Consider the following 26,403-nt stretch of genomic DNA (forward strand, 5'->3'; position numbering starts at 1 on the left):
TCGCGGGGCCCCATGAGCATGGCAGCGATCGAACGCCTCCTTCCCATCGTCGATCATTTACCGCCGTCGATCCGCGACCCGCTCGCGCGTCGCTTACGCGAACTGACCGGGCTCGGCCTGATCGGATTGTCCGGTTCTGCGGCGGCCGCGCTGATGACATGGTCGGTGCAGGATCCGAGCCTCAGCCACGCCACCTCGCGCGCGATCCACAACGTCCTCGGCTATCCCGGTGCGATCGGCGCCGATCTGTTGATGCAGATTCTCGGTCTCGGCGCGATCATGCTGATCCTGCCGGTGGCGATCTGGGGCTGGCGGATGCTGACCCATCGCCCCTTCGATCGCGAGGCTACCCGTCTCGCCTGCTGGATTCTCTGCACCAGTGCCGCCGCCGGCTTCGCCAGTTGCTGGCCGCATAACGGCGCATGGCCGCTGCCGACGGGACTGGGCGGCGTGGTCGGCGATGCGCTGGTGCGGGCGCCTGCGATTCTGTTCGGCCCGGCGAGCGTGCTGCAGCGCATCGTGTTCGGCGCCATTTTTCTGGCGGTCATGGCCGCGACGTTCCTTTGGGCCGGCGGAATGGGGTCGCGGCCTCGCGACGAGTCCGCCGGGATCGACGACGACGACGCCCCGTTCGATGACGGCGGCGACCACGCCTCGGTCTCGCTGGGCTGGGCGGTTCATGCGCTGATGAGCGCGAAAGCGCGGTTCAAGCGCCTCCGGCTCGGGGCGCTTCTGACGCTGGCCTACAAGTCGCTGGTGTCGAGCGCGCCGCGGAAAACGGCGGCGCTGGCGTTCGAGCGCCACGAACCGAACCTCAGCGGCGGACCCACCGCGCCATCCCTGGTGCCGGCTCACGGCGGTATCGACGACGAGGACGCGGACGCGGACACGGACACGGACACGGACACGGACACGGACGATGAGGACACGGAGGACGACGATGCGCCGGTCGTCCGCGCGCCGCGCCGCAAGGCCGCTCCTCGTCAGCCGGCGAAAAAATCCGGCAAGTTCGATCTGCCGTCGGTGAACGTCCTGTCCGCGCCGCGCGCCGCCGATCGCCAGCCGCTCAGCAAATCCGAACTGGAAGCCAATTCGCGCGCACTCGAAGGCGTACTCGGCGACTTCGGCGTGCGCGGCGAAATCCTGAAAGCCAATCCGGGACCGGTCGTCACGCTGTACGAACTGGAGCCCGCGCCCGGCATCAAGTCGTCGCGCGTCATCGGCCTTGCCGACGACATCGCCCGCTCCATGAGCGCACTGTCGGCGCGCGTCGCGGTGGTCGCCGGCCGCAACGCCATCGGCATCGAGCTGCCGAACGCGCATCGCGAGAAAGTTTACTTGCGCGAACTGCTCACCGCGAAGGAGGCGAGCGAGACCGTCGCCAAGTTGCCGCTGTGCCTCGGCAAAAATATCGGCGGCGAATCCATCATCGTCGACCTTGCGCGGATGCCGCATCTTCTGATCGCCGGCACCACGGGCTCGGGCAAATCGGTCGCGATCAACACCATGATCCTCAGCCTGCTGTACCGGCTGCGGCCAGATCAATGCCGTCTCATCATGGTCGATCCGAAGATGCTCGAACTGTCGGTCTATGACGGCATCCCGCATCTGTTGACGCCGGTCGTGACCGATCCGAAGAAGGCGGTCGTGGCGCTGAAGTGGGCCGTGCGCGAGATGGAAGAGCGCTACAAGAAAATGTCCAAGCTCGGCGTGCGCAACATCGACGGCTACAACCAGCGCCTCGTCGAATCCAGGGGCAAGGGCGAAGAGCTGACGCGCACGGTACACACCGGCTTCGACAAGGAAACCGGCAAGGCGATCTACGAGGAAGAGAAGCTCGACCTCGAGCCGCTGCCCTATATCGTCATCATCGTGGATGAAATGGCGGACCTGATGATGGTCGCAGGCAAGGACATCGAAGGCGCGGTGCAGCGGCTGGCGCAGATGGCGCGCGCCGCCGGCCTGCACGTCATCCTCGCGACGCAGCGCCCGTCGGTCGACGTCATCACCGGCACCATCAAAGCCAACTTCCCGACCCGCATTTCCTTCCAGGTCACATCGAAAATCGACAGCCGCACCATCCTAGGCGAAATGGGCGCGGAGCAACTGCTCGGCCAGGGCGACATGCTCTACATGGCGGGCGGCGGCCGCATCTCGCGCGTGCACGGACCTTTCGTGTCGGACGAGGAGGTCGAGAAGGTGGTTCGCCACCTCAAGACGCAGGGTCAGCCGGAATATCTCGAGGCGGTCACAGCAGAAGAGCCGACCGACGAGGACGGCGCGGTGTTCGATGGGACCAGTATGGGCAGCGACGGCGGCGGCGATCTGTTCTCGCAGGCGGTGGCGATCGTGAAGCGCGACCGCAAGGCCTCGACGAGCTATATCCAGCGTCGCCTCCAGATCGGATACAATCGCGCCGCCTCGCTGATGGAGCGCATGGAACTGGAAGGCATCGTCGGGCAGCCCAATCACGCAGGAAAGCGCGAAATCCTGATCGAAGAAGAAGAAGGCCAGTTCTGACGCATGACCGGCACGATGGGTGCTCCCGCTTCGGAGTCGCGAAATCGCCACAGCGCCGCGCTAGTGCCCCGATTCCGAAGTTCGCATATCCTTGCAGCAACCTTTGATGCGAACTTCGGAATCAAAGGGGCACTAGAGCGTTTTCGAGCGAAGTGGATACCGGTTCGCGTGAAGAAAACGCGTCAAATCAAATCATAGAGCCTCGCTTCTGATTCCATCAGAAGCGAGGCTCTAGCAACCTTATGATTCTAGTGTGGTTTGGGTTCAGAAGTTCGCTTGACGGACTCGCCAGGGGAATGAGCGAACTTCTGAACCACCACACTAGCGCGGCGGCGATATCTGTTAGACCTCGCCCGGGAAAAAGCGATATCCGCGGCGGCGCAAAGCGCTGTAAAAGGACCGCATCGGACGGACAGGACGAGACATTGAGCAGACACGTGACACATTCATCCGCGGCCCGCCGTCCGATCCGCATTCGCGCGCGCCCCGGCAGGGTCTGGCTCGCTGCGGCGCTGACCGCAAGTCTTTTAGTTCCGCCCGCTCTCGCACAAGCCATTCCGATTCCGCGACCGGCCCCCAAGGCGCGCGACGTCGCGCCCGTGGCGAAACTTTTGGACACCGTCGAACCGGAGGTCACCGGGACGACGCAGCCGCCCGACCCGATCATTCCCGACCGGCGCCGCAACGTACCGGCAAATATTTTCGCAACCTTCAGCGCCGATCAGAAGGCGGCGGCGGCGCGAGTCAGCGCCTATCTGTCGTCGCTGCGCACGCTTGCCGGAAACTTCGTGCAGGTCGGTCCCGACGGCAGCCGCTCGACCGGCGAATTCTACATTCAGAAGCCGGGCAAGGTGCGGTTCGAATACGACCCTCCGTCGCCGATCGCGATGATCTCCGACGGTTCGTCGCTCGTCGTTCGCGACACCAAGCTCGCGACCCAGGATATCTATCCGCTGTCGCAGACGCCGCTGCGCTATCTGCTGTCGGACCGCATCGACCTGATGAAGGACACCAACGTCGTCAGCGTGACGTCGGACGATCTCTACATCAGCGTCACCATCGAGGAAAAGCAGGCGCTGATCGGAACCTCCCGCCTGATGCTGATGGTCGGCGCCAAGGACGGCAAGCTCAAGCAGTGGACCGTGACCGATCCGCAAGGGTACGACACCACGGTGGCGATCTACAATCTGAACACCACGGCGAAGCTCGATCCCGCCTTGTTCAAGATCGACTATACCCGGTATCCGACCTCGAACAATTGAAGCGCGGCGACGCGCACAGGGTCATCACCGGGCTTGAGCCGGTGATCCATCCAAAAATCTCAAGGGTCGAATAGTGATGGATACGCGGGTCAAGCCCGCGTATGACGGCAAGCAAACTTGTCGACGGCTTCGCCAGAAATCCATGCAGATCACCCTCACGACCTGGAATGTCAATTCGGTGCGGCTGCGCATCGATCTCGTTGCGAAGTTTCTGAAAGCGCAACGGCCGGACGTGCTGTGCCTGCAGGAGACCAAATGCCCCGACGACGCCTTTCCGCTGAAACGCTTCCGCCGGCTCGGCTATGAGCACGTCGCGCTCAACGGGCAGAAGGGCTATCACGGGGTCGCCGTGGTCTCGAAGCTGCCGTTCGACGCCAGCAACATCCGCACCTTCTGCGACAAGATCGATTCACGCCATGTCGGCGTGACCCTCGGCGGCGAGGCGGGTCTCGCCGCGCCGCTGGTGCTGCACAACTTCTATGTGCCGGCGGGCGGCGACATTCCCGACCCCGCGCTCAACCCGAAGTTCGCCCACAAGCTGCAATTCCTCGACGAGATGAAAGCCTGCACACCGCTGCATCCGCGCGACGGCGACCGCCATGTCCTGGTCGGCGACCTCAATGTCGCGCCGCATGAGCACGACGTCTGGTCGCACAAGCAACTCCTGAAGATCGTCTCGCACACGCCGGTCGAATGCGAGAAGCTGCTCGGCTTGCAGAGTCACGGCAACTGGGTCGACATCGCGCGCGCGCGGATTCCGATGTCGGAGAAAGTCTATACGTGGTGGAGCTATCGCGCCGCCGACTGGGTTGCCGCCAATCGCGGCCGCAGGCTCGATCACATCTGGGTTTCGGAGGCGCTGCGCGGCGGAATCCGGGACTTCCGCATCACCCGCGCCGCCCGCGGCTGGGAGCGTCCGTCCGATCATGTGCCGGTGACGGCGGTGATCGAGGTATGACGTTGCAAGCAGAGCGCGCCACGCATCCCTCCCCCTTGCGGGGAGGGAGATGCGGAAGCGCTGTCTATTTCAGCCACTCAGCTTCGCCGACGCCATCAGGATATCGCCGGTCGTTTGCCGGGTGCGATTGGCGAGTTCGTCGCGAAGGCGGCGGGCGGCGGCGGGATCGCTGTCGAGCACGCGCAGGAACAGGGTGCGCGGAATGCGGATCGCCATCGAATATTCCAGCGCGGTCGCGGTGGCCGGCCGCGACATCGGGACGATCAGGGCCAACTCGCCGATGAGCGTGCCGCGTTCGGCGACGACTTCCCGATCGCGGCCGTCCTCGACATGAATGCGAAAGCCGCCTTCCTGAACGACGTATCCTGCGTCCGCCTCGTCGCCGGCGCGAAACAGGATCGAACCGCGGGCGAACTGCTGCTGTTCGGCGCCGATGGCGAGCACGCGCAACGCCTCGGCGCCCAACAGGCGCAGAGTCGGAACGCGCTCAAGCAGGACAACGTCATCGTCGATCGACATGCAAGACCAGTGCGGCGATCCATGCGGGGGACCGTCCAAAAGCTGTTTTGACGAGAGCTGATACGAATCGTCAACCCAAAAGTATCACGGCACCAGCTTGTAGCCACCCGCTTCCGTCACCAGAATCTCCGGATTGGCGGCGTCTTTCTCGATCTTCTGGCGCAACCGGTAAATGTGGGTTTCCAGCGTGTGGGTGGTGACGCCGGAGTTGTAGCCCCACACCTCCTGCAGCAGCGTCTCGCGCGACACCGGCATCTGGCCGGCGCGGTACAGGAAGCGCAGGATCGCGGTCTCCTTTTCGGTCAACCGCACCTTCTTGGCGGTGGCGGTCGTCAGCATCTTGGAGCCGGGCCGGAAACTGTAGTGCCCGACCGAAAACACCGCGTCCTCGCTGGCCTCGTGCTGACGCAACTGCGCGCGGATGCGCGCCAAAAGCACCGCGAAGCGGAACGGTTTGGCGATATAGTCATTGGCGCCGGATTCAAGGCCCAGAATCGTGTCCGAGTCGGTGTCGTGACCGGTGAGCATGATGATCGGCGCCTTGAAGCCGCCCTTGCGCAGGCTGCGCACCACCTCGCGCCCGTCGGTATCGGGCAGGCCGACGTCCATCAGCACCAGATCGGGCGAATGAGCCTTGGCGGCGCTGGCGCCCTTCGCGCCCGTGTCAACGGCGGAGGCCTCGAATTCCTCATGCAGCGACAGTTGCTCGACCAGCGTGTCGCGCAGATCGGTATCGTCGTCCACGATCAGGATTTTGCGGGCGTTAGCCATCTATGCGATCCTCCTGGCGGCGAGAACAGCCGGCGGAAACGCCGGCCACACTTCATAAGGTCGTGTAAGTCGTGATTCGGCCGGGCGTATGAACTAGTAGCGATTCACCATCTGAACGGAGTCTACTCCAGAACCGGCGGGAATTTGGATGAATGTTCCTGTGGTGACGTGCAGGACCGATGTTTCTGCCGCAGAGTGGGCGAGACCTCCTCATTCCATGCAAAACTCAGGTTTTTCAACGTCTTGTACCACACATTCCCGTGATCGGCCACTTGCGGCGATCCATGTCCGGGCCGCGGCCGGCCGGCCGGAGCGGGGCTGGCTGATCGCGGAGGGTCGGGCTTTTCCGGTGGCGCTCGGCCGCGGCGGCATCCGCGCCAACAAACGCGAGGGCGACGGCGGCACGCCGCGGGGGATTTTCCGGCCTATCCGGCTATGGTGGCGCCCCGACCGGCACCCGCGGCCGCGCACGTTCCTGCCGGTGCGCCCCATCACGCCCACTGATGCCTGGTGTGAAGATCCGGCCGACCGGCACTACAACCGGCCAATCCGGCTGACGCGCGACGCGAGCGGCGACCGGCTGACGCGCGACGATCATCTCTACGACTTCATCATTGAGATCGACCACAACACCCGCCCTCGAATCGCCGGGCGCGGCAGCGCCGTGTTCCTGCATCTGGCGCGCGACAACTTCGGCCCGACCGCCGGATGCGTGGCGATGACGCGGTCGGCGATGCTGCGGCTGCTGCTGCGGCGGATCGGCCCCCGCACGAAAATTGTGATCGGGTAAGTAATTCACATTGAGATGGAAACGCTATTGCCGTCGTCATTGCCGGGCTTGAAGAGCGGATGGATGCCCGGATCAAGTCCGGGCATGACGAAGACTGAATTTCATCAAAGATATGGTCTCTACCGCGTCCCGAAAATCGCCGAGCCGACCCGCACATGGGTCGCGCCCAGGGCGATCGCTATGGCAAAGTCCGCGCTCATGCCCATCGAAAGTTGCGTCAACCCGTTGCGTTTCGCGATCTTGGCGGTGAGCGCGAAGTGCGGCGCCGGCGCATCGTCGGCCGGCGGAATGCACATCAGCCCCGAGATCGTCAGCCCGTAGGTATCGCGGCAGGCCGCGATAAAGGCGTCGGCATCCGATGGCGCGACGCCGGCTTTCTGCGGTTCCTCCCCCGTGTTGATCTGCACGAACAGATCCGGCCGCCGGTTTTGGCTGGCGATTTCTTTGGCCAACGCCGCGCAAATACTCGGGCGGTCGACCGAATGGATGGCATCGAACAATCCGACGGCGTCCTTCGCCTTGTTGGACTGCAGCGGTCCGATCAGATGCAGCGCGATGCCGGGATGTGCGGCCATCAGCTCGGGCCACTTACGCTGGGCCTCCTGCACGCGATTTTCCCCGAAAACCTGCTGGCCTGCGGCAATCACCGGCGCAATCGCGTCCGTATCGAAGGTTTTCGACACCGCCACCAGCGTCACCGAAGAGCGTTCGCACCGTGCATCCCGGCAGGCGCGGACGATCTCGGCTTCAACCGAAGCAAGACCGCTTGTTGCGGGCGCCGCGTTGTCAGTGGTCATTTTAATTCAGCCGCCTTGATCAAGCCGCCCCGCCTACCCCCGCGCCGGAATCCCGAGGCCGCGCTGCACCGCCGGCCGCGCCAGACCCCGCTCCAGCCAGTCCGCAACATTCCCGAACCGGTCGAACCCGACGATCTCGCGCGCCTCGTAAAACCCGATCAGATTGCGCACCCAGCCGAACATCGCAATATCCGCGATGGTGTAGTCGTCGCCGACGAACCATTGGCGATTCGCCAAATGCCCGTCCATGACGCCGAGCAGCCGCTTCGATTCCGCCACGTAGCGATCGCGCGGTCGCTTGTCCTCGAATTTTTTGCCCGCGAACTTGTTAAAAAACCCGACCTGCCCGAACATCGGCCCGACGCCGCCCATCTGGAAGTGCAGCCACTGGATGGTCTGCCAGCGACGGGCCGGGTCAGCCGGCAGGAATTGTCCGGTCTTCTCGGCGAGATATTGCAGGATCGCCCCGGACTCGAACAGGCCGAACGGCTTGCCGCCGGGGCCATCGGGATCGACAATAGCCGGGATCTTGCCGTTGGGATTGAGCGACAGGAACTCCGGCGTCTTCTGGTCGTCCTTGCCGAAATCGACCAGATGCGGCTCGTAGGGCAGCGCGGTTTCCTCCAGCATGATCGAGACCTTCACGCCATTCGGCGTCGGCAGCGAATAGAGCTGCAAGCGACCCGGATCGGCGGCCGGCCAGCGGCGGGTGATCGGAAAAGCTGAGAGGTCGGCCATTGGGTCACTCCGGAAGGCGGGGGTCTCCCGCTTACACCGCAAAACCACACCGGTTGCAAACCGCACCGCAACGCGCGTCCGCCCCGTTGACCCCCGGTCCGCTTTCATGGCCTAGTCGAGCGCCCGCAAATCACGAAAAAACGCTGCGATTCCATGACCTCTGACCGTTACAACGCCCGTGACGCCGAACCGCGCTGGCAAGCCGCGTGGGACCAGCAGGCGATCTTCGCGACCAAAAACGACGATCCGCGCGAAAAATACTACGTGCTGGAGATGTTCCCCTACCCGTCCGGGCGCATCCACATCGGCCATGTCCGCAACTACACACTTGGCGACGTGATCGCGCGCTACATGCGCGCCAAGGGCTATAATGTGCTGCATCCGATGGGCTGGGATGCCTTCGGCCTGCCCGCCGAGAACGCCGCGATCGAGCGCAAGGTCGCGCCCAAGGCCTGGACCTACGACAATATCAAGGCAATGAAGAAGCAGCTCCGGTCGATCGGGCTGTCGCTCGACTGGGCGAGGGAATTCGCGACCTGCGATCCGTCTTATTACAAACACCAGCAGAAGATGTTTCTGGACTTCCTTCGCGCCGGTCTCGCCGAGCGCGAGAAGCGCAAGATCAACTGGGATCCGGTCGACATGACCGTGCTCGCCAACGAGCAGGTGATCGACGGGCGCGGCTGGCGTTCCGGCGCCGTGGTCGAGCAGCGCGAAATGAACCAGTGGGTCTTCAAGATCACGAAGTATTCGCAGGAACTGTTAGAGGCGCTCGACACGCTGGACCGCTGGCCGGACAAGGTGCGGCTGATGCAGCGCAACTGGATCGGCCGCAGCGAGGGCCTGCTGCTCCGCTTCGCGCTCGACCCGGCAACGACGCCGAACGGTGAGGGTGAGCTGAAGATTTTCACCACGCGTCCCGACACGCTGTTCGGCGCGAAGTTCATGGCAATCGCGCCGGATCATCCGCTGGCGCAAGCAGCGGCGAAAGACAATCCCGCGCTCGCCGAATTCATCGCCGAGTGCAAGCGGCGCGGCACCGCGCAGGCCGAGATCGACACCGCGGAGAAGATGGGCTTCGACACCGGCATCCGCGCGATTCATCCGTTCGACCCGGACTGGACGCTGCCGGTCTATGTCGCCAATTTCATCCTGATGGAATACGGCACCGGCGCCATTTTCGGCTGCCCGGCGCACGACCAGCGCGACCTCGACTTCGTCAACAAGTACGGTCTCGGCAACACGCCGGTGGTCTGCCCCGAGGGGCAGGACCCGAAGACGCTCGTCATCACCGACACCGCTTACGACGGCGACGGCCGCATGATCAATTCACGCTTCCTCGACGGCATGACCGCTGAGGCGGCGAAGAAGGAGGTTGCCAAGCGGCTGGAAAGCGAGATGCGCGGCAACATGCCGGTCGGCGAGCGCAAGGTGAACTTCCGCCTGCGCGACTGGGGCATCTCGCGGCAGCGCTACTGGGGCTGTCCGATCCCGGTGATCCACTGCCCCAAGTGCGACGTGGTTCCGGTGCCGGAGAACGATCTGCCGGTGACGCTGCCGGAGGATGTGACGTTCGACAAACCCGGCAACGCGCTCGACCATCATCCGACATGGAAGCACGTCACCTGTCCGCAATGCGGGGCCAGGGCCACGCGCGAAACCGACACCATGGATACCTTCGTCGACTCGTCGTGGTACTTCGCGCGTTTCACAGATCCGTGGAACGAGACCGCGCCGACCACGCCTGAAATCGCCAACCGCATGATGCCGGTCGATCAATACATCGGCGGCGTCGAGCACGCGATCCTGCATCTGCTCTATTCGCGCTTCTTCACCCGCGCGATGAAGGCCACCGGCCACCTCAGTATGGACGAGCCGTTCAAGGGCATGTTCACGCAAGGAATGGTGGTGCACGAGACCTACCGCAAGGCCGACGGCGGCTGGGCCTCGCCCGACGAGGTCGGGATCGAGGCTGTCGGCAACGGCCGCCGCGCCACGCTGATCTCAACCGGCGAGCCGGTCGAGATCGGCGCGGTCGAAAAGATGTCGAAGTCGAAGCGCAACACCGTCGATCCCGACGACATCATCGGCAGCTACGGCGCCGATACCGCGCGCTGGTTCATGCTGTCGGATTCGCCGCCGGACCGCGACGTGATCTGGAGCGAGGAAGGCGTGCAGGGCGCGTCACGCTTCATGCAGCGGCTGTGGCGGCTGGTCAACGAATCGGCCGAGGCCGGCAAGGCCGCGCCACGGGACAAGCCGGCAACGTTCGGCACCGATGCGCTGGCGCTGCGCAAGGCGGCCCACGGAGCGTTGGATAAGGTGTCCACCGGCATCGAACGGCTGCACTTCAACGTCTGCCTCGCCAACATCCGCGAGTTCGCCAACACGCTGGCCGAGACCCTTGCCCGCTTCGGCACCCGCACCTCCGACCTTGCGCCGGATATCGCCTGGAGCCTGCGCGAGGCGGCCACCATTCTGGTCCAGTTGTTCAGCCCGATGATGCCGCATCTCTCCGAGGAATGTTGGCACGCGCTGGGGCACACCGGCCTGGTTTCGGAGGCCCGCTGGCCACAAATCGAGCGCGATTTGCTGGTTGAAGACACCGTGACCCTGCCGGTGCAGGTCAACGGCAAGAAGCGAGGCGAGGTCACGGTGGCGAGCAGCGCGCCGAATCCGGAAATTGAGACTGCCGTTTTGGCGCTCGATGCGGTAAGACAGGCGCTGGGCGGCAAGCCAGCCCGCAAGATCATCATCGTCCCGCAGAGGATCGTGAATGTGGTGGGGTAGGTTGTCGGCTCGACCGGCTCGATCATGGCTTAGTCCGCGCATCGCGGCACGGCTGGGCGTCGTCGCAGTGCTGGCCGCCCTGACGGCCGGTTGCTTCCGTCCGATGTATGCCGAACACGCCGACGGCAGCCCGGCCCTTCGCGACAAGCTGATGGGCGTGGAGTTGCTGCCGGTCGACAAACCCAACGCGTCCCGGGATGCCCGGATCGGGGTCGCCATTCGCAACGCGCTCGCGTTCAAGCTTTACGGCGGCGCCACCGGCGCGCCACCAACGCACCAGCTCAAGATCCGCTTCACGACCAGCCGCTCGTCGCTGATGCTCGATCCTCGCACCGCCCTGCCCTCCAACGAGAGCTACGGCATCGACGCGAGCTACCAGTTGATCGAGGTTGCAACCGGCAAGACCGTCCTGAGCGCGAGCACCTTCGCCCGCACCTCCTACGACATTCCCGGCCAGCTCCAGCGTTTCGCCCGCGCGCGCGCCTATCGTGACGCCGAAGACCGCGCCGCGCAGGAAATCGCCGATAACATCAACACGCGGCTGGCATCGTTCTTCTACGCCGGCACCTGATCGCCCAGTGAATGGTCGCGCTGCGCGGAAAAGACGTCGACAGCTTTCTCGCCCGGCCCGATCCCGGACGCCCGATCATCCTGCTTTACGGCCCCGATGCCGGCCTGGTGCGCGAGCGCGCCGACGCCCTGATGGCCTCGGCCGTCGACGATCCCAGCGATCCGTTTTCGCTGGTGCGGCTCGACGGCGACGATCTCGCTACTGAGCCGTCGCGTCTTGTCGATGAGGCGATGACGGTGCCGCTGTTCGGCGGCCGCCGCGCCATTCGCGTCAAGGCCGGCACGCGCAATTTTGCTGGCGGTATCGAAACGCTGGCGGACTCCGCGATCCAGGATTGCCGGATCGTGATCGAGGCCGGCGAGCTGCGGCCCGAAGCGCCGCTGCGCAAGGCCTGCGAGCGCGCGAAGAACGCGGTGGCGATCGCCTGCTATCCCGACACCGAACGCGATCTGGCGCGGTTGATCGACGACGAGTTGCGGCTCTCGAACCTGAAGATCGCACCCGACGCCCGCGCCACGCTGATGTCTTTGCTCGGCGGCGACCGTCAGGCCTCGCGCAACGAACTGCGCAAGATCGCGCTTTATGCTCATGGACAGCGCGAGATCGCACTGGACGACGTGATGGCTGTCGTCTCCGACGCATCCGACTTCAAGCTCGATCCCATCGTCGACGCTGCGTTCGCCGGACAGCCGGCCGTGGTCGAAACCGAATTCGCCAAGGCCATGGTCGCCGGCACCTATCCGGGCCTCGTCATTCTGGCCGCGCAACGTCAGGTCGCCGCCCTGCACAAGGCGGCGCTGGCGATGGAAGGCGGCGCGTCGGCCTCATCGGCCGCCGAGAGCGGATTTCCGCGGCTGCACTTTTCGCGCAAGACAGCGGTGGAAACGGCGCTGCGCAACTTCAGCGCCGCGCGGCTGCTCCAGGTGATGGATCAGCTTGCGGTTGCCGCCCTGGAGGCGCGCAAGCAGACGGTGCTGGCGCCCGTGATTGCACAGCGCGCGCTGATGTCGATCGCGGTGAACGCGCGGAGAAGGGGATGACGGTCGTCATTGCGAGCGAAGCGAAGCAATCCAGGGACACAAGAAAAAGCTAGATTGCTTCGTCGCATACGCACCTCGCAATGATGGTGATTCAGCCACATCCTGCTTTAGAGCCTCGCTTCTGATGGAATCAGAAGCGAGGCTCTATGATTTTGAATTGACGCGTTTTCTTCACGCGAACCGGTGCCCACTTCGCTCGAAAACGCTCTAGAAAAGCGTTTCGAAGAGATCGTTCCACTCGGGATTGAGACCTTCAATCAACGCAAGCTTCTTCACACGGCTACCGGCCTTTATCTGCTTCTCGCGTGTAATTGCGTCGGTCATGGTCTCATGCGCCTCGTACCAAACGAGAATTTTGCACCCGTATTTCTTTGAAAAGCCAGCAACCAAACTTTCTCGATGTTCGAAAATGCGACGCTGCAAATTCGCCGTGACGCCGGTGTAAAGCGTGCCATTGCGCTTGCTCGCTACAATATAAACGCACGGCTGTTTCATACTGCAGCCTGGATTGCTTCGCTTCGCTCGCAATGACGAGCAGGGAGGCTAAGACCCCTTCGAATCCAGCCTTTTCAAGATCGCGTCGAGCTGATCGAGGTCGCGATAGCGGATATGCACGACGCCGCCGGGATTTTTGTGATCGACCGTCACCGCGAGGCCGAGCGCATCGCTGACGCGCTTTTCCAGCGCCAGCGTATCCGGATCCTTCAGCACCTTGTCCGCGCGCGCCTTCTGCAGCTTGCGCTCCGGTACGCCCTCCTCGTGCGCGAGCGCCTCGGCCTGCCGCACGTTGAGACCTTCGGCGACGATCCGCTTCGCCGCCATGGACGGATCGGGCACGCCGATCAGCGCGCGCGCATGGCCCGCCGACAGCTCGCCGGAGGCGATCAGCGCCTGCACATCGTCCGGCAGTTTCGTCAGCCGCATCATGTTGGCGACATGGCTGCGGCTCTTGCCGACGATTTTTGCGATATCGTCCTGAGTGCGTTTGAATTCACTGGCGAGCGCGTGATAGCCCTGCGCTTCTTCCATCGCGTTGAGATTTTCGCGCTGCACGTTCTCGATGATCGCGATCTCGAGCGCGACGTTATCGGTGACATCCACCGGCACGATCGGAACCTCGTGCAGCCCCGCCGACTGCGCCGCGCGCCAGCGCCGCTCGCCGGCGATGATCTCGAAGCGATCCTGCGCGCCCTTCACCGGACGCACCACGATCGGCTGGATCACGCCATGCTGCTTGATGGAGTCGGACAACTCGCCGAGCTCGACATCGGAAAACGCCCGACGCGGATTGCGCGGATTGGGTTTCAAAAATTCGATCGGCACCTTGCGCTGCGCGCGCGGACGCTCAGTATGGGCGGCCTCGCCGCCGACATCACCGATCAGACTTGCAAGACCGCGGCCCAGTCGCGAACGCGCTTCGTCGGCCATCGCCAGCTCCCTTGGATTCACGCGCAGTACTCCGGATAAAACAATCGAAATTGACGATCTTGGATCGCCATGTCCGTCATTGCGAGGAGCTCTTGCGACGAAGCAATCCAGTTTTCTCTTTGGTGATTTCTGGATTGCTTCGCTTCGCTCGCAATGACGGGGTGACGGTCGATGTTTCCCTAATGCGTCGTGCGCAGCTCGCGCTCGCGCTGGATCACCTCGGTCGCGAGTTTCAGATAGGCCTCGCTGCCGCTGCATTTGAGATCGTAGACCAAGACCGGCTTGCCGTAGGACGGCGCTTCCGAAATGCGCACGTTGCGCGGGATCATGGTGTCGTAGACCTTTGAGCCCATGAACTGGCGCACGTCGGCGACCACCTGGTTCGACAGGTTGTTGCGCGAGTCGAACATGGTCAGCACGATGCCGTGGATCGACAGATTCGGATTGAGCGTGGAGCGCACCTGCTCAACCGTCTGCAAGAGTTGCGACAGGCCTTCGAGCGCGAAGAATTCGCATTGCAGCGGCACCAGGATCGCGTCCGACGCCGCCATCGCGTTGACGGTGAGCAGGTTGAGCGACGGCGGACAGTCGATCAGCACATAGGTATAATCGCTGTGGTCGGCCGCGTTGCCGTTGAGCGCGGCGATCGCATCGCGCAGACGGAAGGCGCGATCCTTGGTGGTGCCGAGCTCGAGTTCGAGACCGGAGAGGTCCATGGTCGATGCCGCGATGTGCAGACGCGGCACCGCGGTCGGCACCACGGCGTCACGCAGCGGCGCTTCGCCGATCAGCACATCGTAGGTGGAGACGTTGCGATCGCGGCGGTCGATTCCGAGGCCGGTGGAGGCGTTGCCTTGCGGATCGAGATCGACGATCAGGACGCGTTCGCCGATCGCCGCCAGCGCGGTGCCGAGATTGATCGCGGTCGTGGTCTTGCCGACGCCGCCCTTCTGGTTGGCGAGCGAAATGATCCGGGGATGGCCGGCGGGGGACCCCGCATCCTTGCCATCATATTGATAAATCTCATCAATTACCGTCATGCACGACGCCATGCTTGCTTGGTCGGGGGACGGTCGCGCCGCTCGATGCGATCGAGTTCGACGATCCAGCCTTGTCCGCCGGTGCGGCTGGAATGAAGGCGAGGCTCAATATTCCAATATTTAGTGGCTTCCGTCAATTCAGCTTCTACATCTTGACCCTTGAGCAGCAACGCCTTGGCGCCCTGCTTCACCAGAGGTTCGGCGAAGCCGAGCAGCACTTGTAGAGGCGCCAGCGCGCGCGCGGTGACACAATCGATCCGGCCGTCCAACCTGTCCACATAATCCCCGATATCCATCGGGTGAATGACACCCGGCGTCCCGGTGATCCGGACGGCTTCGCGAAGAAATGCCGCCTTCTTGGCGTTGCGCTCGACCAGATCGATTCGTGCACCTTCGACGTCGGCCAGGGCGCAGGCCAGCACCACGCCGGGAAAGCCGCCGCCGCTGCCGAAGTCGGCCCAGCGTTTCGCCTGCGGCGCCAGCGCAAGAAGCTGAAGCGAATCCGCAATATGGCGGGTCCAAAGCTGCGGCAACGTCGAGGATGCGATCAGATTGGTTTTTGTCTGCCATTGAACCAGCAGATCGACGTAGGCATCCAGCCGCGCCTCGGTTTCACGTGAAACAGGCGTCAGCGCCAGCGCGGCCGCCTTGTCGGCGGCCGAAAGAGGTGATTGAGCCTGTCGAGGTCTTGTCATGGCGTCAGCGCCAGCATACGGGACCGTGCGATTCCCGGCCACATCTCTTTGCAATCGCCCATGCGCTTTTTGCCAGTCGGCCATTGGCCGACGGACCCCGGCCAGCCCTATAATGGCTCACCCTTATCAAATGACCTTCATGCCCGGACGTGATCCAGACCTCCAGCTTTTGACGATGGATAGACAGGTCAGACCCGGCGATCATGCTCAAGGTCGTGGAAATTGTTTCACGTGAAACACGGGCGTCTCCAATCCGGAGGGCGATCTCCATACGGATTGATGCATCATGGGATAACGGTTAATCCAATCGTCATGCCCGACTTTATAATACCGGCATCCACGTCTCGAAACGCGGATCGACCAACGACCTGGACGGCCGGGCACAGGCGAGCGGAAGCCGTTTTTCGAATGGCTATGGCCGAACATGACGCGTGAGCGATTCACACCAACACTCCTTGCTCTTAGCGCGGTTGGGCCAACTTCGTTCGGAGATCGATCGATTCCAAGCGCGAGGCGTGAATATCTGTTTCACGTGAAACATCGCCGACGGACTGAAAGTCTCTAGGCCGATGCTGTGGCCGTTTTCTTCCGCGCCTCGCGGCGCAAATAGGCCGCCAGAATCCCGAGCGCCGCCGGGGTGATGCCGTCGAGGCGACCCGCCTGCCCGACGGTCCGGGGCCGGGCGCGTTCGAGCCTGGCCCTCGCCTCATTGGACAGCCCCGGCACGGCATCATAATCGACATCGGCGAGCACGAGGCTTTCGTCACGACGAAACGCTTCGACATCAGCGGTCTGGCGCTTCAGATAGACATCGTATTTGGCATCGATCTCCAGATGCACGGCGACTCCCGGATCGATGGCCGACAGTTCCGGCCAGATCGCGGCCACCTCGCCCCACCCGATCTCCGGATAGGCCAAAAGCTCGAACGCCGACCGCCGATGGCCGTCGCGGTTGAGCGACAGGCCATATCTGGCCGCCTCGTTCGGCGTGACAGACAGCGACGTCGCCAAGGCCTTCGCCGCGCTCAAGGCCGCCATTTTGGCCCGATGATGGACCGCGCGCCCTGCCCCGACGCAGCCCATTGCAATGCCCTTGTCCGTCAGCCGCTGATCGGCGTTGTCGGCGCGCAGCGTCAGCCGGTATTCGGCGCGCGAGGTGAACATCCGATAGGGTTCGGTGATCCCGCGGGTCACGAGGTCATCGATCATCACGCCGAGATAACCGTCGGCGCGGTCGAACACGACCGGATCGCCGCCGCCCGCGGCCAATGCCGCGTTCAGGCCGGCGACAAGCCCCTGCGCCGCAGCCTCTTCATAACCGGTGGTCCCGTTGATCTGACCGGCCAGGAACAGTCCGGGCAGCCGCCTGGTCTGCAAGGTCGGATCGAGTTCGCGGGGGTCGACATGATCGTATTCGATGGCATAGCCCGGCCGGATCATCCTGACTTTCGTCAGGCCGGGGATGGTCGCCAGGATCGCGAGCTGCACCTCCTCCGGCAACGAGGTCGAGATGCCATTCGGATAAACCGTGGTGTCGTCGAGTCCTTCCGGCTCCAGAAAGATCTGGTGCCCGTCGCGATCGCCGAAGCGGACCACCTTGTCCTCAAGCGACGGGCAATAGCGCGGTCCCGAACTCCTGATCTGGCCGGAATATATCGGCGAACGATGCACATTGGCCCGAATCACCTCGTGAGTCGCCGGCATGGTGCGGGTGATGCCGCACCGGATCTGCGGCGTGGTGATTCGGCTGGTCATCACCGAAAACGGCTCCGGTGGATCGTCGCCCGGCTGCATTTCAACCGCGGCCCAGTCGATGGTGGCGCCGTCGAGCCGCGGCGGCGTCCCGGTCTTGAGCCGGCCAAGCGTGAAGCCGATGCGCTCGAAAGACACAGACAGGCCGAGCGCCGGCGCTTCGTCGACCCGCCCCGCGGGCCAGCTCTTTTCGCCGAGATGGATCAGGCCGCGCAGAAAGGTGCCGGTGGTGACGACGACCGCGCCGGTCTTGAACGCACGGCTGTCGATCAGGCGAATGCCGGCGATCCTGCCGTCGGCAACGATGAGGTCGTCCGCCTCGCCTTCGATCACCACCAGATTCGCGGCCTCGCGAATCTCGGCCTGCATCGCGGCGGCGTAAAGCTTGCGGTCTTCCTGGGCGCGCGGACCACGGACCGCCGGGCCCTTGCGGCGATTGAGCATCCGGAACTGGATGCCTGCGGCATCGGCCACGCGACCCATCAACCCGTCCAGCGCATCGATTTCGCGGACCAGATGGCCCTTGCCGAGCCCGCCGATCGCCGGATTGCAGGACATCGCGCCGACGGTTGAAAGCCGATGGGTCACGAGCGCTGTCCGTGCGCCCATTCGCGCAGCGGCGGTCGCGGCCTCGCAGCCGGCGTGGCCACCCCCGATTACGATGACGTCGAATGATGCTGTCATTGGTTTTTTCGCGATATCCGGCGCGACTTCTATCGCAGACCCGCCCGATCCGAAAGCTTGAGTTTGTGCGAAAGAAAAGAGCGCTCGTGGCCCCATCTCGCTCAGCAATGTTTCACGTGAAACAACCTTAACGACGAAACGATGGGCCTCACAAGTAATGAATCATATAGCTATTACTTACCTATACAAAAATCGTGAAAGAGTGAATCAAGAATATCATCGATATCGACGCGCCCGAGCAGACGCCCGATCAATCGAACCGCAATTCTGATCTCTTCCGCCACCAGTTCGTCGCCCTGTCCGATCAACGCCTCAGCCTTCGCAAGCGATGCTGCAGCATCCTGCAATATGTTGCGGTGCCGCAAACGGGTGATCACAGCGGTTTCGCCCGAACCGAACCAACCGTCCGAAAACGCCGTCAGCGCCGCCACCAACTCATCGACGCCATCGCCGCGCGACGCAGAAATCCAGAAATGCCGCGGCAAAATACCCTGACCCGGTTTCGCCTCAAGCTGCCTCGGGTTCGCCCCATCGCTTTCCGCGCCCGAAACATCAATTTTGTTGCGCACCAGCCAGAGCGGCACACCGCCCTCGCCGATCGTTTGCGACGGACCGACGCCATTGTCATCATCCGCAAGCCACAGCACCAGATCCGCCGACGCGGCCCGATCGCGCGCGCGCCGCACGCCCTCCTGCTCGACTGGATCGTCGGTCTCGCGAATGCCCGCGGTATCGATCAGCGTCACCGGATAACCGTCGAGATCGAGATGCACTTCGATGACATCGCGCGTGGTTCCGGCATACGGCGACACGATCGCCGCCTCGCGACGCGCGAGACGATTGAGTAGTGTCGACTTGCCGGCGTTCGGCGGGCCTGCGATCGCGACCGTCATGCCGTCGCGCAGCCGTTCGCTTTGTGCCGATGCCGCAAGGGTTTCTTCAATCTCGCGACGGAGCCGCGCGATCTTCTCCATCGCGGGCTTCAGCAGATCGTCCGGCACATCGCCTTCATCGGCGAAATCGATTCCGGCCTCGATCAAGGCCGACGCCTCGATCAACTCCCTGCGCCACTCCCTCGCGCGATCACCAAGCAGTCCCTGCAATTGCCGCAGCGCTTGCCGGCGCTGCCGGTCGGTGTCGGCATGGATGAGATCGTCGAGCCCTTCGGCCTCGGTGAGATCGATCTTGCCGTTCTCGAACGCACGCCGCGTAAATTCTCCCGGCTCAGCAGGTCTCACATGGTCGATCGACGACAACGCCGCGAACAAGGCATTCAGCACCGCGCGGCTGCCGTGAACGTGAAACTCCGCGACATCTTCGCCGGTCGCGCTCGCAGGTCCGGCGAACCACAAAACAATTGCATCATCAATGGCTTCTCCGAGCAGGTCGCGCAGCAAGACCCGCTTCGCCGTGCGCACGACGGGAATTGCGCCTGCGATTTCTTGAAGTGCGGTGCCGGCCTCCGCGCCCGAGACTCGCACGACCGCGATCGCCGATGGCGGCCGGCCCGACGACAAGGCGAAGATCGTTTGCTCTCGCGGATGCATTGCTTATTGTCTTGTCCGGCTTTCGACGACAGACGGAAAATTCAGAACGACAGCGGCAAACCTTTGCGCCGCGAGCTTTCCGTTATCGCATATTCACAGAAGGACGCCTCGATATGAATCACGCCGCTACAGGCTCGGGCCGTCCCGCGAATCGCTTGGCTGCGGAAACGAGCCCCTATCTGCTGCAGCACCAGCACAATCCCGTCGACTGGTGGCCGTGGGGACCCGCGGCGCTCGCCGAGGCGCAGCGGACCAACCGTCCGATCCTGCTGTCAATCGGCTACGCCGCCTGTCACTGGTGCCATGTCATGGCGCACGAAAGCTTTGAGGACGACGAAGTCGCCGCGGTGATGAACGAACTGTTCGTCTGTATCAAGGTCGATCGCGAGGAGCGGCCGGATATCGATCAGATCTACATGAACGCGCTGCATCTTCTCGGCGAGCAGGGCGGCTGGCCGCTGACGATGTTCCTGTCGCCCGACGGATCGCCGTTCTGGGGCGGCACATATTTTCCGAAGCTGCCAGACTTCGGCCGCCCGGCATTTACCGATGTGTTGCAGTCAGTGGCGCGGGTTTTTCACGACAAACCCGAGAGGGTCACGCTGAACCGCGATGCGGTGATCGCACGGCTCTCCGAGCGCGCTAAAGTGGGAAGTCCGGCGAACCTCGGCGTCGCCGAACTCAACACCGCGGCCGTCTCCATCGCGCGTTCAACCGATCCGGTCAACGGCGGCCTACACGGCGCGCCGAAGTTTCCGCAATGCTCCGTGCTGGAATTTCTCTGGCGCGCCGGCGCGCGCACCGGAAGCGACCGTTTCTACGCAGCTACCACGCTGACCCTGACGCAGATGAGCCAGGGCGGCATCTACGATCACCTCGGCGGCGGCTACGCGCGCTATTCGGTCGACGACAGATGGCTGGTGCCGCACTTCGAGAAGATGCTTTACGACAACGCGCAGATTCTCGATCTGCTCGCGCTCGACTACGCGCGCAGCAAAAACCCGCTGTACCGCGAACGCGCGATCGAGACCGTCGCTTGGCTGCTCCGGGAAATGCTGACGGGCGAGGGCGGCTTTGCCTCCTCACTCGACGCCGACTCCGAAGGCAAGGAGGGCAAGTTCTATGTCTGGTCGCTGAGCGAGATCGAAGAGGTGCTCGGCGCTACCGACGCCGCCGATTTTGCCGCGCGATATGACATCACCGCAAACGGCAATTTCGAAGGCCGCAACATTCCCAATCGTCTGAAGAGTTCTGATCTCGTCAGCGATGACGGCGCCCACATGCGGACGCTGCGCGCGAAACTGCTGGCGCGCCGCGCAGGCCGCGTCCGTCCGGGACTCGACGACAAGGTTCTCGCCGACTGGAACGGCTTGATGATCGCGGCACTCGTCCACGGAGCCTGCGCCTTCGGCTTGCCGGACTGGCTGGAAACCGCCCGCACGGCCTTCGAGTTCATCCGGAAGACAATGACGCGCGGCGACCGGCTCGGCCATTCCTGGCGCGAGGGCCGGCTGCTGGTGCCGGCGCTGGCTTGCGACTATGCCGCGATGGTCCGCGCCGCGCTCGCGTTGAGTGAGGCGACCGGCGACACCGCGTATCTGGAGCAGGCGCTGCGCTGGCAGGCCACCCTTGACACCCATTACGCCGACGTCGAGCACGGCGGCTATTATCTCACGGCCGACGACGCGGAGGGGCTGATCGTGCGGCCGCACTCGACAATCGACGATGCCATCCCGAACTATAACGGACTGATTGCGCAAAACCTGGTGCGCCTCGCGGCGCTGACCGGCGATTCGAAGTGGCGCGACCGGATCGACGCCCTGTTCGGCGCGCTGCTGTCCCGCGCGGCCGAGAACGGCTTTGGCCATCTGGCGCTACTGAGTGCGCTCGACCTCCGTCTGACCGGTGCGGAAATCGTCGTGGTCGGCGAGGGTGCACAAGCCGAAGCGCTGCTCGCCGCCGCGCGCGCGCTGCCGCACGCCACGAGCATCGTGCTTCATGTATCGCGTGGCGATGCGCTGCCGGCCGAACATCCGGCGCGCGCCAAGGCCGATTCCGTGCAAGGCGCGGCAGCGTTCGTGTGCCGCAATCAAAGTTGCTCGTTGCCGGTAACGACGCCGCAGGCGCTTGTCGATCTGGTGATGCAGCGAACCTCTGCATAGCAGCAGACGGAAAGCAGGGACCTATAACCATCGGTGGTCAAAAACGCGTCATGCCCGCGCTCGTCGCGGGCATCCACGTCTTAAAGTGACACGCCTGGTCAAAGACGTCGATGGCCGGGGCCATAGGCGAGCGAAGCGACGCCGTTCTTCGAACGGCTATGCCCGGCCATGACGACAAAAACAACGGCAGAATCAGGTGTTCATCGACTCGAAGAATTCCGCGTTGTTCTTGGTGTTGCGCAATTTGTCGAGCAGGAAGTCGATGGCATCCATCGTGCCCATCGGATTGAGAATCCGGCGCAGCACGTACATCTTCTTGAGCAGTTGCGGATCGGTGATGAGCTCTTCCTTGCGCGTGCCCGAGCGCGAGATGTCGATCGCCGGGAAGGTGCGCTTGTCGGAGACCTTGCGGTCGAGGATGAGCTCGGAATTGCCGGTGCCCTTGAACTCTTCGAAGATCACTTCGTCCATGCGGCTGCCGGTATCGACCAGCGCGGTGGCGATGATGGTCAGCGACCCGCCTTCCTCGATATTGCGCGCGGCACCGAAGAAACGCTTCGGCCGCTGCAAGGCGTTGGCATCGACGCCGCCGGTCAGCACCTTGCCGGAGGACGGCACCACGGTGTTGTAAGCGCGGCCCAGACGCGTGATCGAATCCAGCAGGATAACGACGTCGCGACCGTGCTCGACCAGGCGCTTGGCCTTTTCGATCACCATCTCGGCGACCTGAACATGGCGCACGGCCGGCTCGTCGAAAGTCGAGGACACGACCTCGCCCTTCACCGAGCGCTGCATGTCGGTGACTTCCTCCGGGCGTTCGTCGATCAGAAGTACGATCAGATAACACTCCGGATGATTGGCCGTGATGGAGTGCGCGATATTCTGCATCAGCACGGTCTTGCCGGTGCGCGGCGGCGCCACGATCAGCGCACGCTGGCCCTTGCCGATTGGAGCAACGATATCGATGACGCGCGCCGACAGATCCTTGCGTGTCGAGTCCTCCAGCTCGAGCCGGAACCGCTGATCGGGGAACAGCGGCGTCAGGTTGTCGAAATTGACCTTGTGCTTGGACTTCTCGGGGTCCTCGAAATTGAGTGTGTTGACCTTCAACAGCGCGAAGTAACGCTCGCCTTCCTTGGGGCTGCGAATGTGACCTTCGATGGTATCTCCGGTTCGTAGGCCGAAGCGGCGAATCTGCGATGGCGAAACGTAGATATCGTCCGGACCCGGCAGATAGTTGGCGTCCGGCGAGCGCAGGAATCCGAAGCCGTCGGAGAGAACCTCGACGACGCCTTCGCCGATGATATCGATTTCCTGGATGGCGAGCTGCTTGAGAATGGCAAACATCAGCTCCTGCTTGCGCATGGTGCTGGCATTTTCGACCCCAAGCTCTTCCGCAAACGAGACGAGTTCGGCTGGCGTCTTGGCCTTGAGGTCTTGAAGTTTCATTTCCCGCATTTGGGATGGTCCTGTGGAGTGCTTGAGGAGGATTGCCAGATAGGTTCATATGTGGAACGGCCCGGTTAGCAAGGTATTCGTCGCATAAATCGCCGTCGGACGGTGCAGTCATATGTCCGGCCTAATTGGCGCGGTCCTTAACCGCTGGCCACGATGAGATCCGCGATACCGATCGCCTAATCAAATTCACGCGCTCGAAGGCGCAGTGCGTCAGACGGTCTGGTCGGCATCGAGGTATCGTCCCTCAGGTTCATCATGCTTTGGCACCTTGCCGCTTGATCCCAGCGCGAGACGCCGGAATTCCTTTTGTTCTATGCCCTCGTCATGATCGCGGGTGCTTGGTACGTGCCGCCTTTGACGAGAAGCGCCCAAATCGTGCGGGCGATCTTGTTGGCCAGCGCGACGGCTACGACCTTATATGGTCGCCGTGCCATCAGCGAGATGATCCACGAGGGCAGCTTTACGCCTCTGCGAGCTTGCTTCAGGATCGATGTCGCGCCAACGATCAGCAGCGTGCGCAACTGTTTATTTCCCTGTTTTGATATTCGGCCAAGCCGCTCCTTGCCGCCGCTGGAGTTAGCTCGCGGAGTAATTCCGATCCAGGCAGCAAGATCGCGGCCCGTTTTGAATACCGTGGGATCCTGAATTGTGGCTCGGACTGTCGCGGCGATGATCGGTCCGACGCCTGGGATGCTGGTCAGTCGCCAGGCGGTCTCATCTGCCTTCACTGTCGCGATGATCTTCGTATCGAGTTTCTCGATACGTGCCGTCAGCATCTCGATTTGCTCGGCCATCTCGAGGAGCGCTGCCCGAGCCGCGACTGGGAGACGCGTGTCCTCTGCGTCCCGCAGGACCAGGATGAGCTTCGCGATACTGGTCATGCCCGCGGCGGCGATGATGCCGAGCTCAGCCATATGAGCACGCATTGCATTCGCCGTCTGGCTCCGCTGACGGACGAATAGTTCACGGGTCCTCAGCACCATGCAGGCTGCCTGTTCGGCGGGGGTCTTGATGGGCACGAAGCGCATGGTGGGCCGCGATACTGCTTCGCAAATCGCCTCGGCATCAGCAGCGTCGGTCTTGCTTCGCTTGACGTAGGCCTTCACGTAGGTCGGCGGCATCATCCTGACCGTATGCCCGAGTTGCCCAATGGCATTCGCCCAGTAGTGCGAGCTTGCACACGCCTCGATCCCGACAAGGCACGGGTCGATAGCGCGGAAGAAGTCCAGCACCTGCGATCGCCGCAAGGCTCGGCGGACGACGATACTCCCGTCGTCGGCAATGCCGTGGACCTGAAATACCGACTTGGCCAAGTCTAAGCCGATCGTGATAATCTTCTCCATGGGAACGGTTCCTTTTGTTTCGTGGCGGTTCGCATCACCACGATAAGCACCTTCGGTGCCGCTTCGAAGGGCCGTTCCACACCATCATGACGATGCGGACGGCTGAAGGCAAGTCCGCAGATCCTGACCGTAAAAACCTCGAGCGAGGAAGGCGCGGAAAGGCTTCAAACCTGACGTGGCGGCCGGTTCAATAAGAAAACCGGAATGCGACCACATCCGCCGACACTGTCAGGAATTTCGTGTGCGGGCGTGCATAATGGGTAAAAAGGATTCCCACTATGGCCCGACGCAAAGACCCTGCGATACCAAATGATCTTCTCGACCAGCTTCTGGCGGGAGGCGCAGCCAGTGCAGCCTTCGAACAGGGCGGCCTGCTGGATTCGCTCAAGAAGGCTCTGACCGAGCGCGCGCTAAACGCGGAGATGGACCATCATCTGGCGAGCGGCGAAGACGCTGGCAATACGCGTAACGGCTACGGCCGCAAGACCGTGACGACGGAGACCGGCAAGCTGGAGATCGACATACCGCGCGATCGCCAGTCGAGTTTCGATCCGCAGTTGATTGCCAAGTATCAGCGCCGTTTTCCCGGCTTCGACGACAAGATCGTGTCCATGTATGCGCGCGGCATGAGCACCCGGGAGATCACCGGGCACCTGCGCGATCTGTACGGTATCGAGGTGTCGCCGGACCTGATCTCAACGGTGACGGACGCCGTTCTCGACGAAGTCGCCACCTGGCAGCAAAGACCACTCGATCCGGTTTATCCGCTGATCTTCTTCGATGCGATCCGGGTCAAGATCCGCGACGAAGGGATGGTCCGCAACAAGGCCATCCACATCGCGCTGGGGGTCCGCGCCGACGGCGCCAAGGAGGTGCTCGGCCTGTGGCTCGAGCAGAACGAAGGCGCCAAATTCTGGCTGCGGGTGATGAACGAGCTCAAGAACCGCGGCGTCGATGATATCCTGCTGGCCGTCGTTGATGGCCTGAAGGGCTTCCCCGATGCGATCACCGCTGTGTTCCCGGAGGCGGTCGTCCAGACGTGCATCGTCCACCTGCTGCGCAACTCCATGGACTTCGTGTCCTGGAAAGACCGCAAGGGGCTGGCGACAGCGCTCAAGGACATCTACCGCGCCGTCGATGCCGATGCTGCCGAAAAGGCGCTGGCGGCGTTCGAGGCCGGCCCCTGGGGCCAGCGCTACCCCGCCATCGGCCAGAGCTGGCGGCGCGCCTGGGGCGAGGTCATCCCGTTCTTTGCCTTCCCTGACGAGGTGCGTCGGATCGTCTACACAACAAACTCAATAGAAGCGCTGAACTCGAAACTCCGGCGGGCTGTCAGGGCCAGAGGCCACTTCCCCAGCGACGACGCGGCAACCAAGCTGCTCTATCTGATCTTGAACCGATCGGAGAAAGAGTGGAAAATGCCGCCTCGTGAGTGGACCATGGCCAAGGCCCAGTTCGCCGTCATCTTCGGCGAGCGCTTCATCAAAGCCATGGCGGCGTAATGTTCAACCGCTCGCCCGCACACGAAATTCCTGACA

The 26,403-nt window shown here is 63.1% G+C and carries 21 protein-coding genes; 9 read left to right on the top strand and 12 right to left on the bottom strand.

Features of this window, described 5'->3' with window-relative positions; translation table 11 throughout:
• Positions 1 to 12 precede the first annotated feature (12 nt).
• The 3 genes from NHAM_RS00450 (at position 13) to NHAM_RS00460 (ending at position 4,740) form a co-directional block, all read left to right on the top strand.
• A complete protein-coding gene (locus tag NHAM_RS00450; protein WP_011508698.1) occupies positions 13 to 2,520 on the top strand; it encodes a DNA translocase FtsK in 2,508 nt (835 codons plus the stop codon).
• A gap of 512 nt (positions 2,521 to 3,032) precedes the next feature.
• Positions 3,033 to 3,782 (top strand): outer membrane lipoprotein carrier protein LolA, encoded by a 750-nt coding sequence (locus tag NHAM_RS00455; RefSeq protein WP_430707712.1) that lies wholly within the window; start codon positions 3,033 to 3,035, stop codon positions 3,780 to 3,782.
• 142 nt (positions 3,783 to 3,924) lie between these two features.
• Positions 3,925 to 4,740: an exodeoxyribonuclease III gene (locus NHAM_RS00460; protein WP_041358541.1), complete on the top strand. Its 816-nt coding sequence runs from the start codon at positions 3,925 to 3,927 to the stop codon at positions 4,738 to 4,740.
• Positions 4,741 to 4,809: 69 nt separating this feature from the next.
• Here the strand turns inward: NHAM_RS00460 and NHAM_RS00465 are convergent, their stop codons facing one another.
• Positions 4,810 to 5,259, bottom strand: a complete 450-nt coding sequence (locus NHAM_RS00465; RefSeq protein ID WP_011508701.1) for a cyclic nucleotide-binding domain-containing protein — start codon at positions 5,257 to 5,259, stop codon at positions 4,810 to 4,812.
• 84 nt (positions 5,260 to 5,343) lie between these two features.
• Positions 5,344 to 6,030, bottom strand: coding sequence for a response regulator transcription factor (locus tag NHAM_RS00470; RefSeq protein ID WP_011508702.1), 687 nt, complete (start codon positions 6,028 to 6,030; stop codon positions 5,344 to 5,346).
• Between the two features lie 217 nt (positions 6,031 to 6,247).
• Between NHAM_RS00470 and NHAM_RS00475 the strand changes: the two genes are divergently transcribed.
• Positions 6,248 to 6,820: a L,D-transpeptidase family protein gene (locus NHAM_RS00475; protein WP_081434923.1), complete on the top strand. Its 573-nt coding sequence runs from the start codon at positions 6,248 to 6,250 to the stop codon at positions 6,818 to 6,820.
• A gap of 119 nt (positions 6,821 to 6,939) precedes the next feature.
• Here the strand turns inward: NHAM_RS00475 and NHAM_RS00480 are convergent, their stop codons facing one another.
• On the bottom strand, positions 6,940 to 7,617 hold the full coding sequence (locus NHAM_RS00480; RefSeq protein ID WP_011508704.1) for a YggS family pyridoxal phosphate-dependent enzyme: 678 nt from the start codon (positions 7,615 to 7,617) through the stop codon (positions 6,940 to 6,942).
• A gap of 33 nt (positions 7,618 to 7,650) precedes the next feature.
• The gene (locus NHAM_RS00485) at positions 7,651 to 8,355 is read right to left on the bottom strand and encodes a glutathione S-transferase family protein (protein ID WP_011508705.1); all 705 of its coding nucleotides are present in this window, start codon (positions 8,353 to 8,355) and stop codon (positions 7,651 to 7,653) included.
• Between the two features lie 153 nt (positions 8,356 to 8,508).
• On the opposite strand from NHAM_RS00485, the gene leuS reads away from it, so the two are divergent.
• From leuS to holA, 3 genes are read left to right on the top strand one after another with little or no spacing between them, the layout of a single operon-like run.
• A complete protein-coding gene (leuS, locus tag NHAM_RS00490; RefSeq protein ID WP_011508706.1) occupies positions 8,509 to 11,145 on the top strand; it encodes a leucine--tRNA ligase in 2,637 nt (878 codons plus the stop codon).
• Positions 11,132 to 11,716: an LPS assembly lipoprotein LptE gene (lptE, locus tag NHAM_RS00495; protein ID WP_011508707.1), complete on the top strand. Its 585-nt coding sequence runs from the start codon at positions 11,132 to 11,134 to the stop codon at positions 11,714 to 11,716. The genes leuS and lptE overlap by 14 nt, the downstream gene beginning before the upstream one ends.
• Positions 11,717 to 11,727: 11 nt before the next feature.
• A complete protein-coding gene (gene holA / locus NHAM_RS00500) occupies positions 11,728 to 12,756 on the top strand; it encodes a DNA polymerase III subunit delta (protein WP_011508708.1) in 1,029 nt (342 codons plus the stop codon).
• Between the two features lie 207 nt (positions 12,757 to 12,963).
• On the opposite strand, the gene NHAM_RS00505 is transcribed toward holA, so the two are convergent.
• The 6 genes from NHAM_RS00505 to mnmE all read right to left on the bottom strand — a co-directional run bounded on the left by NHAM_RS00505 (position 12,964) and on the right by mnmE (position 19,902).
• Positions 12,964 to 13,251 (bottom strand): GIY-YIG nuclease family protein, encoded by a 288-nt coding sequence (locus tag NHAM_RS00505; RefSeq protein WP_011508709.1) that lies wholly within the window; start codon positions 13,249 to 13,251, stop codon positions 12,964 to 12,966.
• A gap of 48 nt (positions 13,252 to 13,299) precedes the next feature.
• The gene (locus tag NHAM_RS00510) at positions 13,300 to 14,184 is read right to left on the bottom strand and encodes a ParB/RepB/Spo0J family partition protein (RefSeq protein ID WP_011508710.1); all 885 of its coding nucleotides are present in this window, start codon (positions 14,182 to 14,184) and stop codon (positions 13,300 to 13,302) included.
• A gap of 179 nt (positions 14,185 to 14,363) precedes the next feature.
• Entirely contained in the window at positions 14,364 to 15,224 is an 861-nt protein-coding gene (locus tag NHAM_RS00515) for a ParA family protein (RefSeq protein ID WP_011508711.1), read from the bottom strand.
• Positions 15,221 to 15,919, bottom strand: a complete 699-nt coding sequence (rsmG, locus tag NHAM_RS00520; RefSeq protein WP_049769395.1) for a 16S rRNA (guanine(527)-N(7))-methyltransferase RsmG — start codon at positions 15,917 to 15,919, stop codon at positions 15,221 to 15,223. Before rsmG ends, NHAM_RS00515 begins: the two co-directional genes overlap by 4 nt.
• A 561-nt stretch (positions 15,920 to 16,480) precedes the next feature.
• Positions 16,481 to 18,355, bottom strand: coding sequence for a tRNA uridine-5-carboxymethylaminomethyl(34) synthesis enzyme MnmG (gene mnmG, locus NHAM_RS00525; RefSeq protein ID WP_011508713.1), 1,875 nt, complete (start codon positions 18,353 to 18,355; stop codon positions 16,481 to 16,483).
• A gap of 173 nt (positions 18,356 to 18,528) precedes the next feature.
• Complete coding sequence (gene mnmE, locus NHAM_RS00530; protein ID WP_011508714.1) at positions 18,529 to 19,902, bottom strand: tRNA uridine-5-carboxymethylaminomethyl(34) synthesis GTPase MnmE; 1,374 nt, start codon at positions 19,900 to 19,902, stop codon at positions 18,529 to 18,531.
• Positions 19,903 to 20,015: 113 nt separating this feature from the next.
• Between mnmE and NHAM_RS00535 the strand changes: the two genes are divergently transcribed.
• Positions 20,016 to 22,064: a thioredoxin domain-containing protein gene (locus NHAM_RS00535; protein WP_011508715.1), complete on the top strand. Its 2,049-nt coding sequence runs from the start codon at positions 20,016 to 20,018 to the stop codon at positions 22,062 to 22,064.
• 192 nt (positions 22,065 to 22,256) lie between these two features.
• On the opposite strand, the gene rho is transcribed toward NHAM_RS00535, so the two are convergent.
• Together rho and NHAM_RS00545 are read right to left on the bottom strand one after the other, a co-directional pair.
• A complete protein-coding gene (gene rho, locus NHAM_RS00540) occupies positions 22,257 to 23,522 on the bottom strand; it encodes a transcription termination factor Rho (RefSeq protein ID WP_011508716.1) in 1,266 nt (421 codons plus the stop codon).
• Between the two features lie 311 nt (positions 23,523 to 23,833).
• Complete coding sequence (locus NHAM_RS00545; RefSeq protein WP_011508717.1) at positions 23,834 to 24,865, bottom strand: IS110 family transposase; 1,032 nt, start codon at positions 24,863 to 24,865, stop codon at positions 23,834 to 23,836.
• 278 nt (positions 24,866 to 25,143) lie between these two features.
• Between NHAM_RS00545 and NHAM_RS00550 the strand changes: the two genes are divergently transcribed.
• Positions 25,144 to 26,367, top strand: a complete 1,224-nt coding sequence (locus NHAM_RS00550) for an IS256-like element ISNha9 family transposase (RefSeq protein ID WP_011508718.1) — start codon at positions 25,144 to 25,146, stop codon at positions 26,365 to 26,367.
• Positions 26,368 to 26,403: the final 36 nt, after the last annotated feature.

This window comes from Nitrobacter hamburgensis X14 (assembly GCF_000013885.1).
Lineage (GTDB): Bacteria > Pseudomonadota > Alphaproteobacteria > Rhizobiales > Xanthobacteraceae > Nitrobacter > Nitrobacter hamburgensis.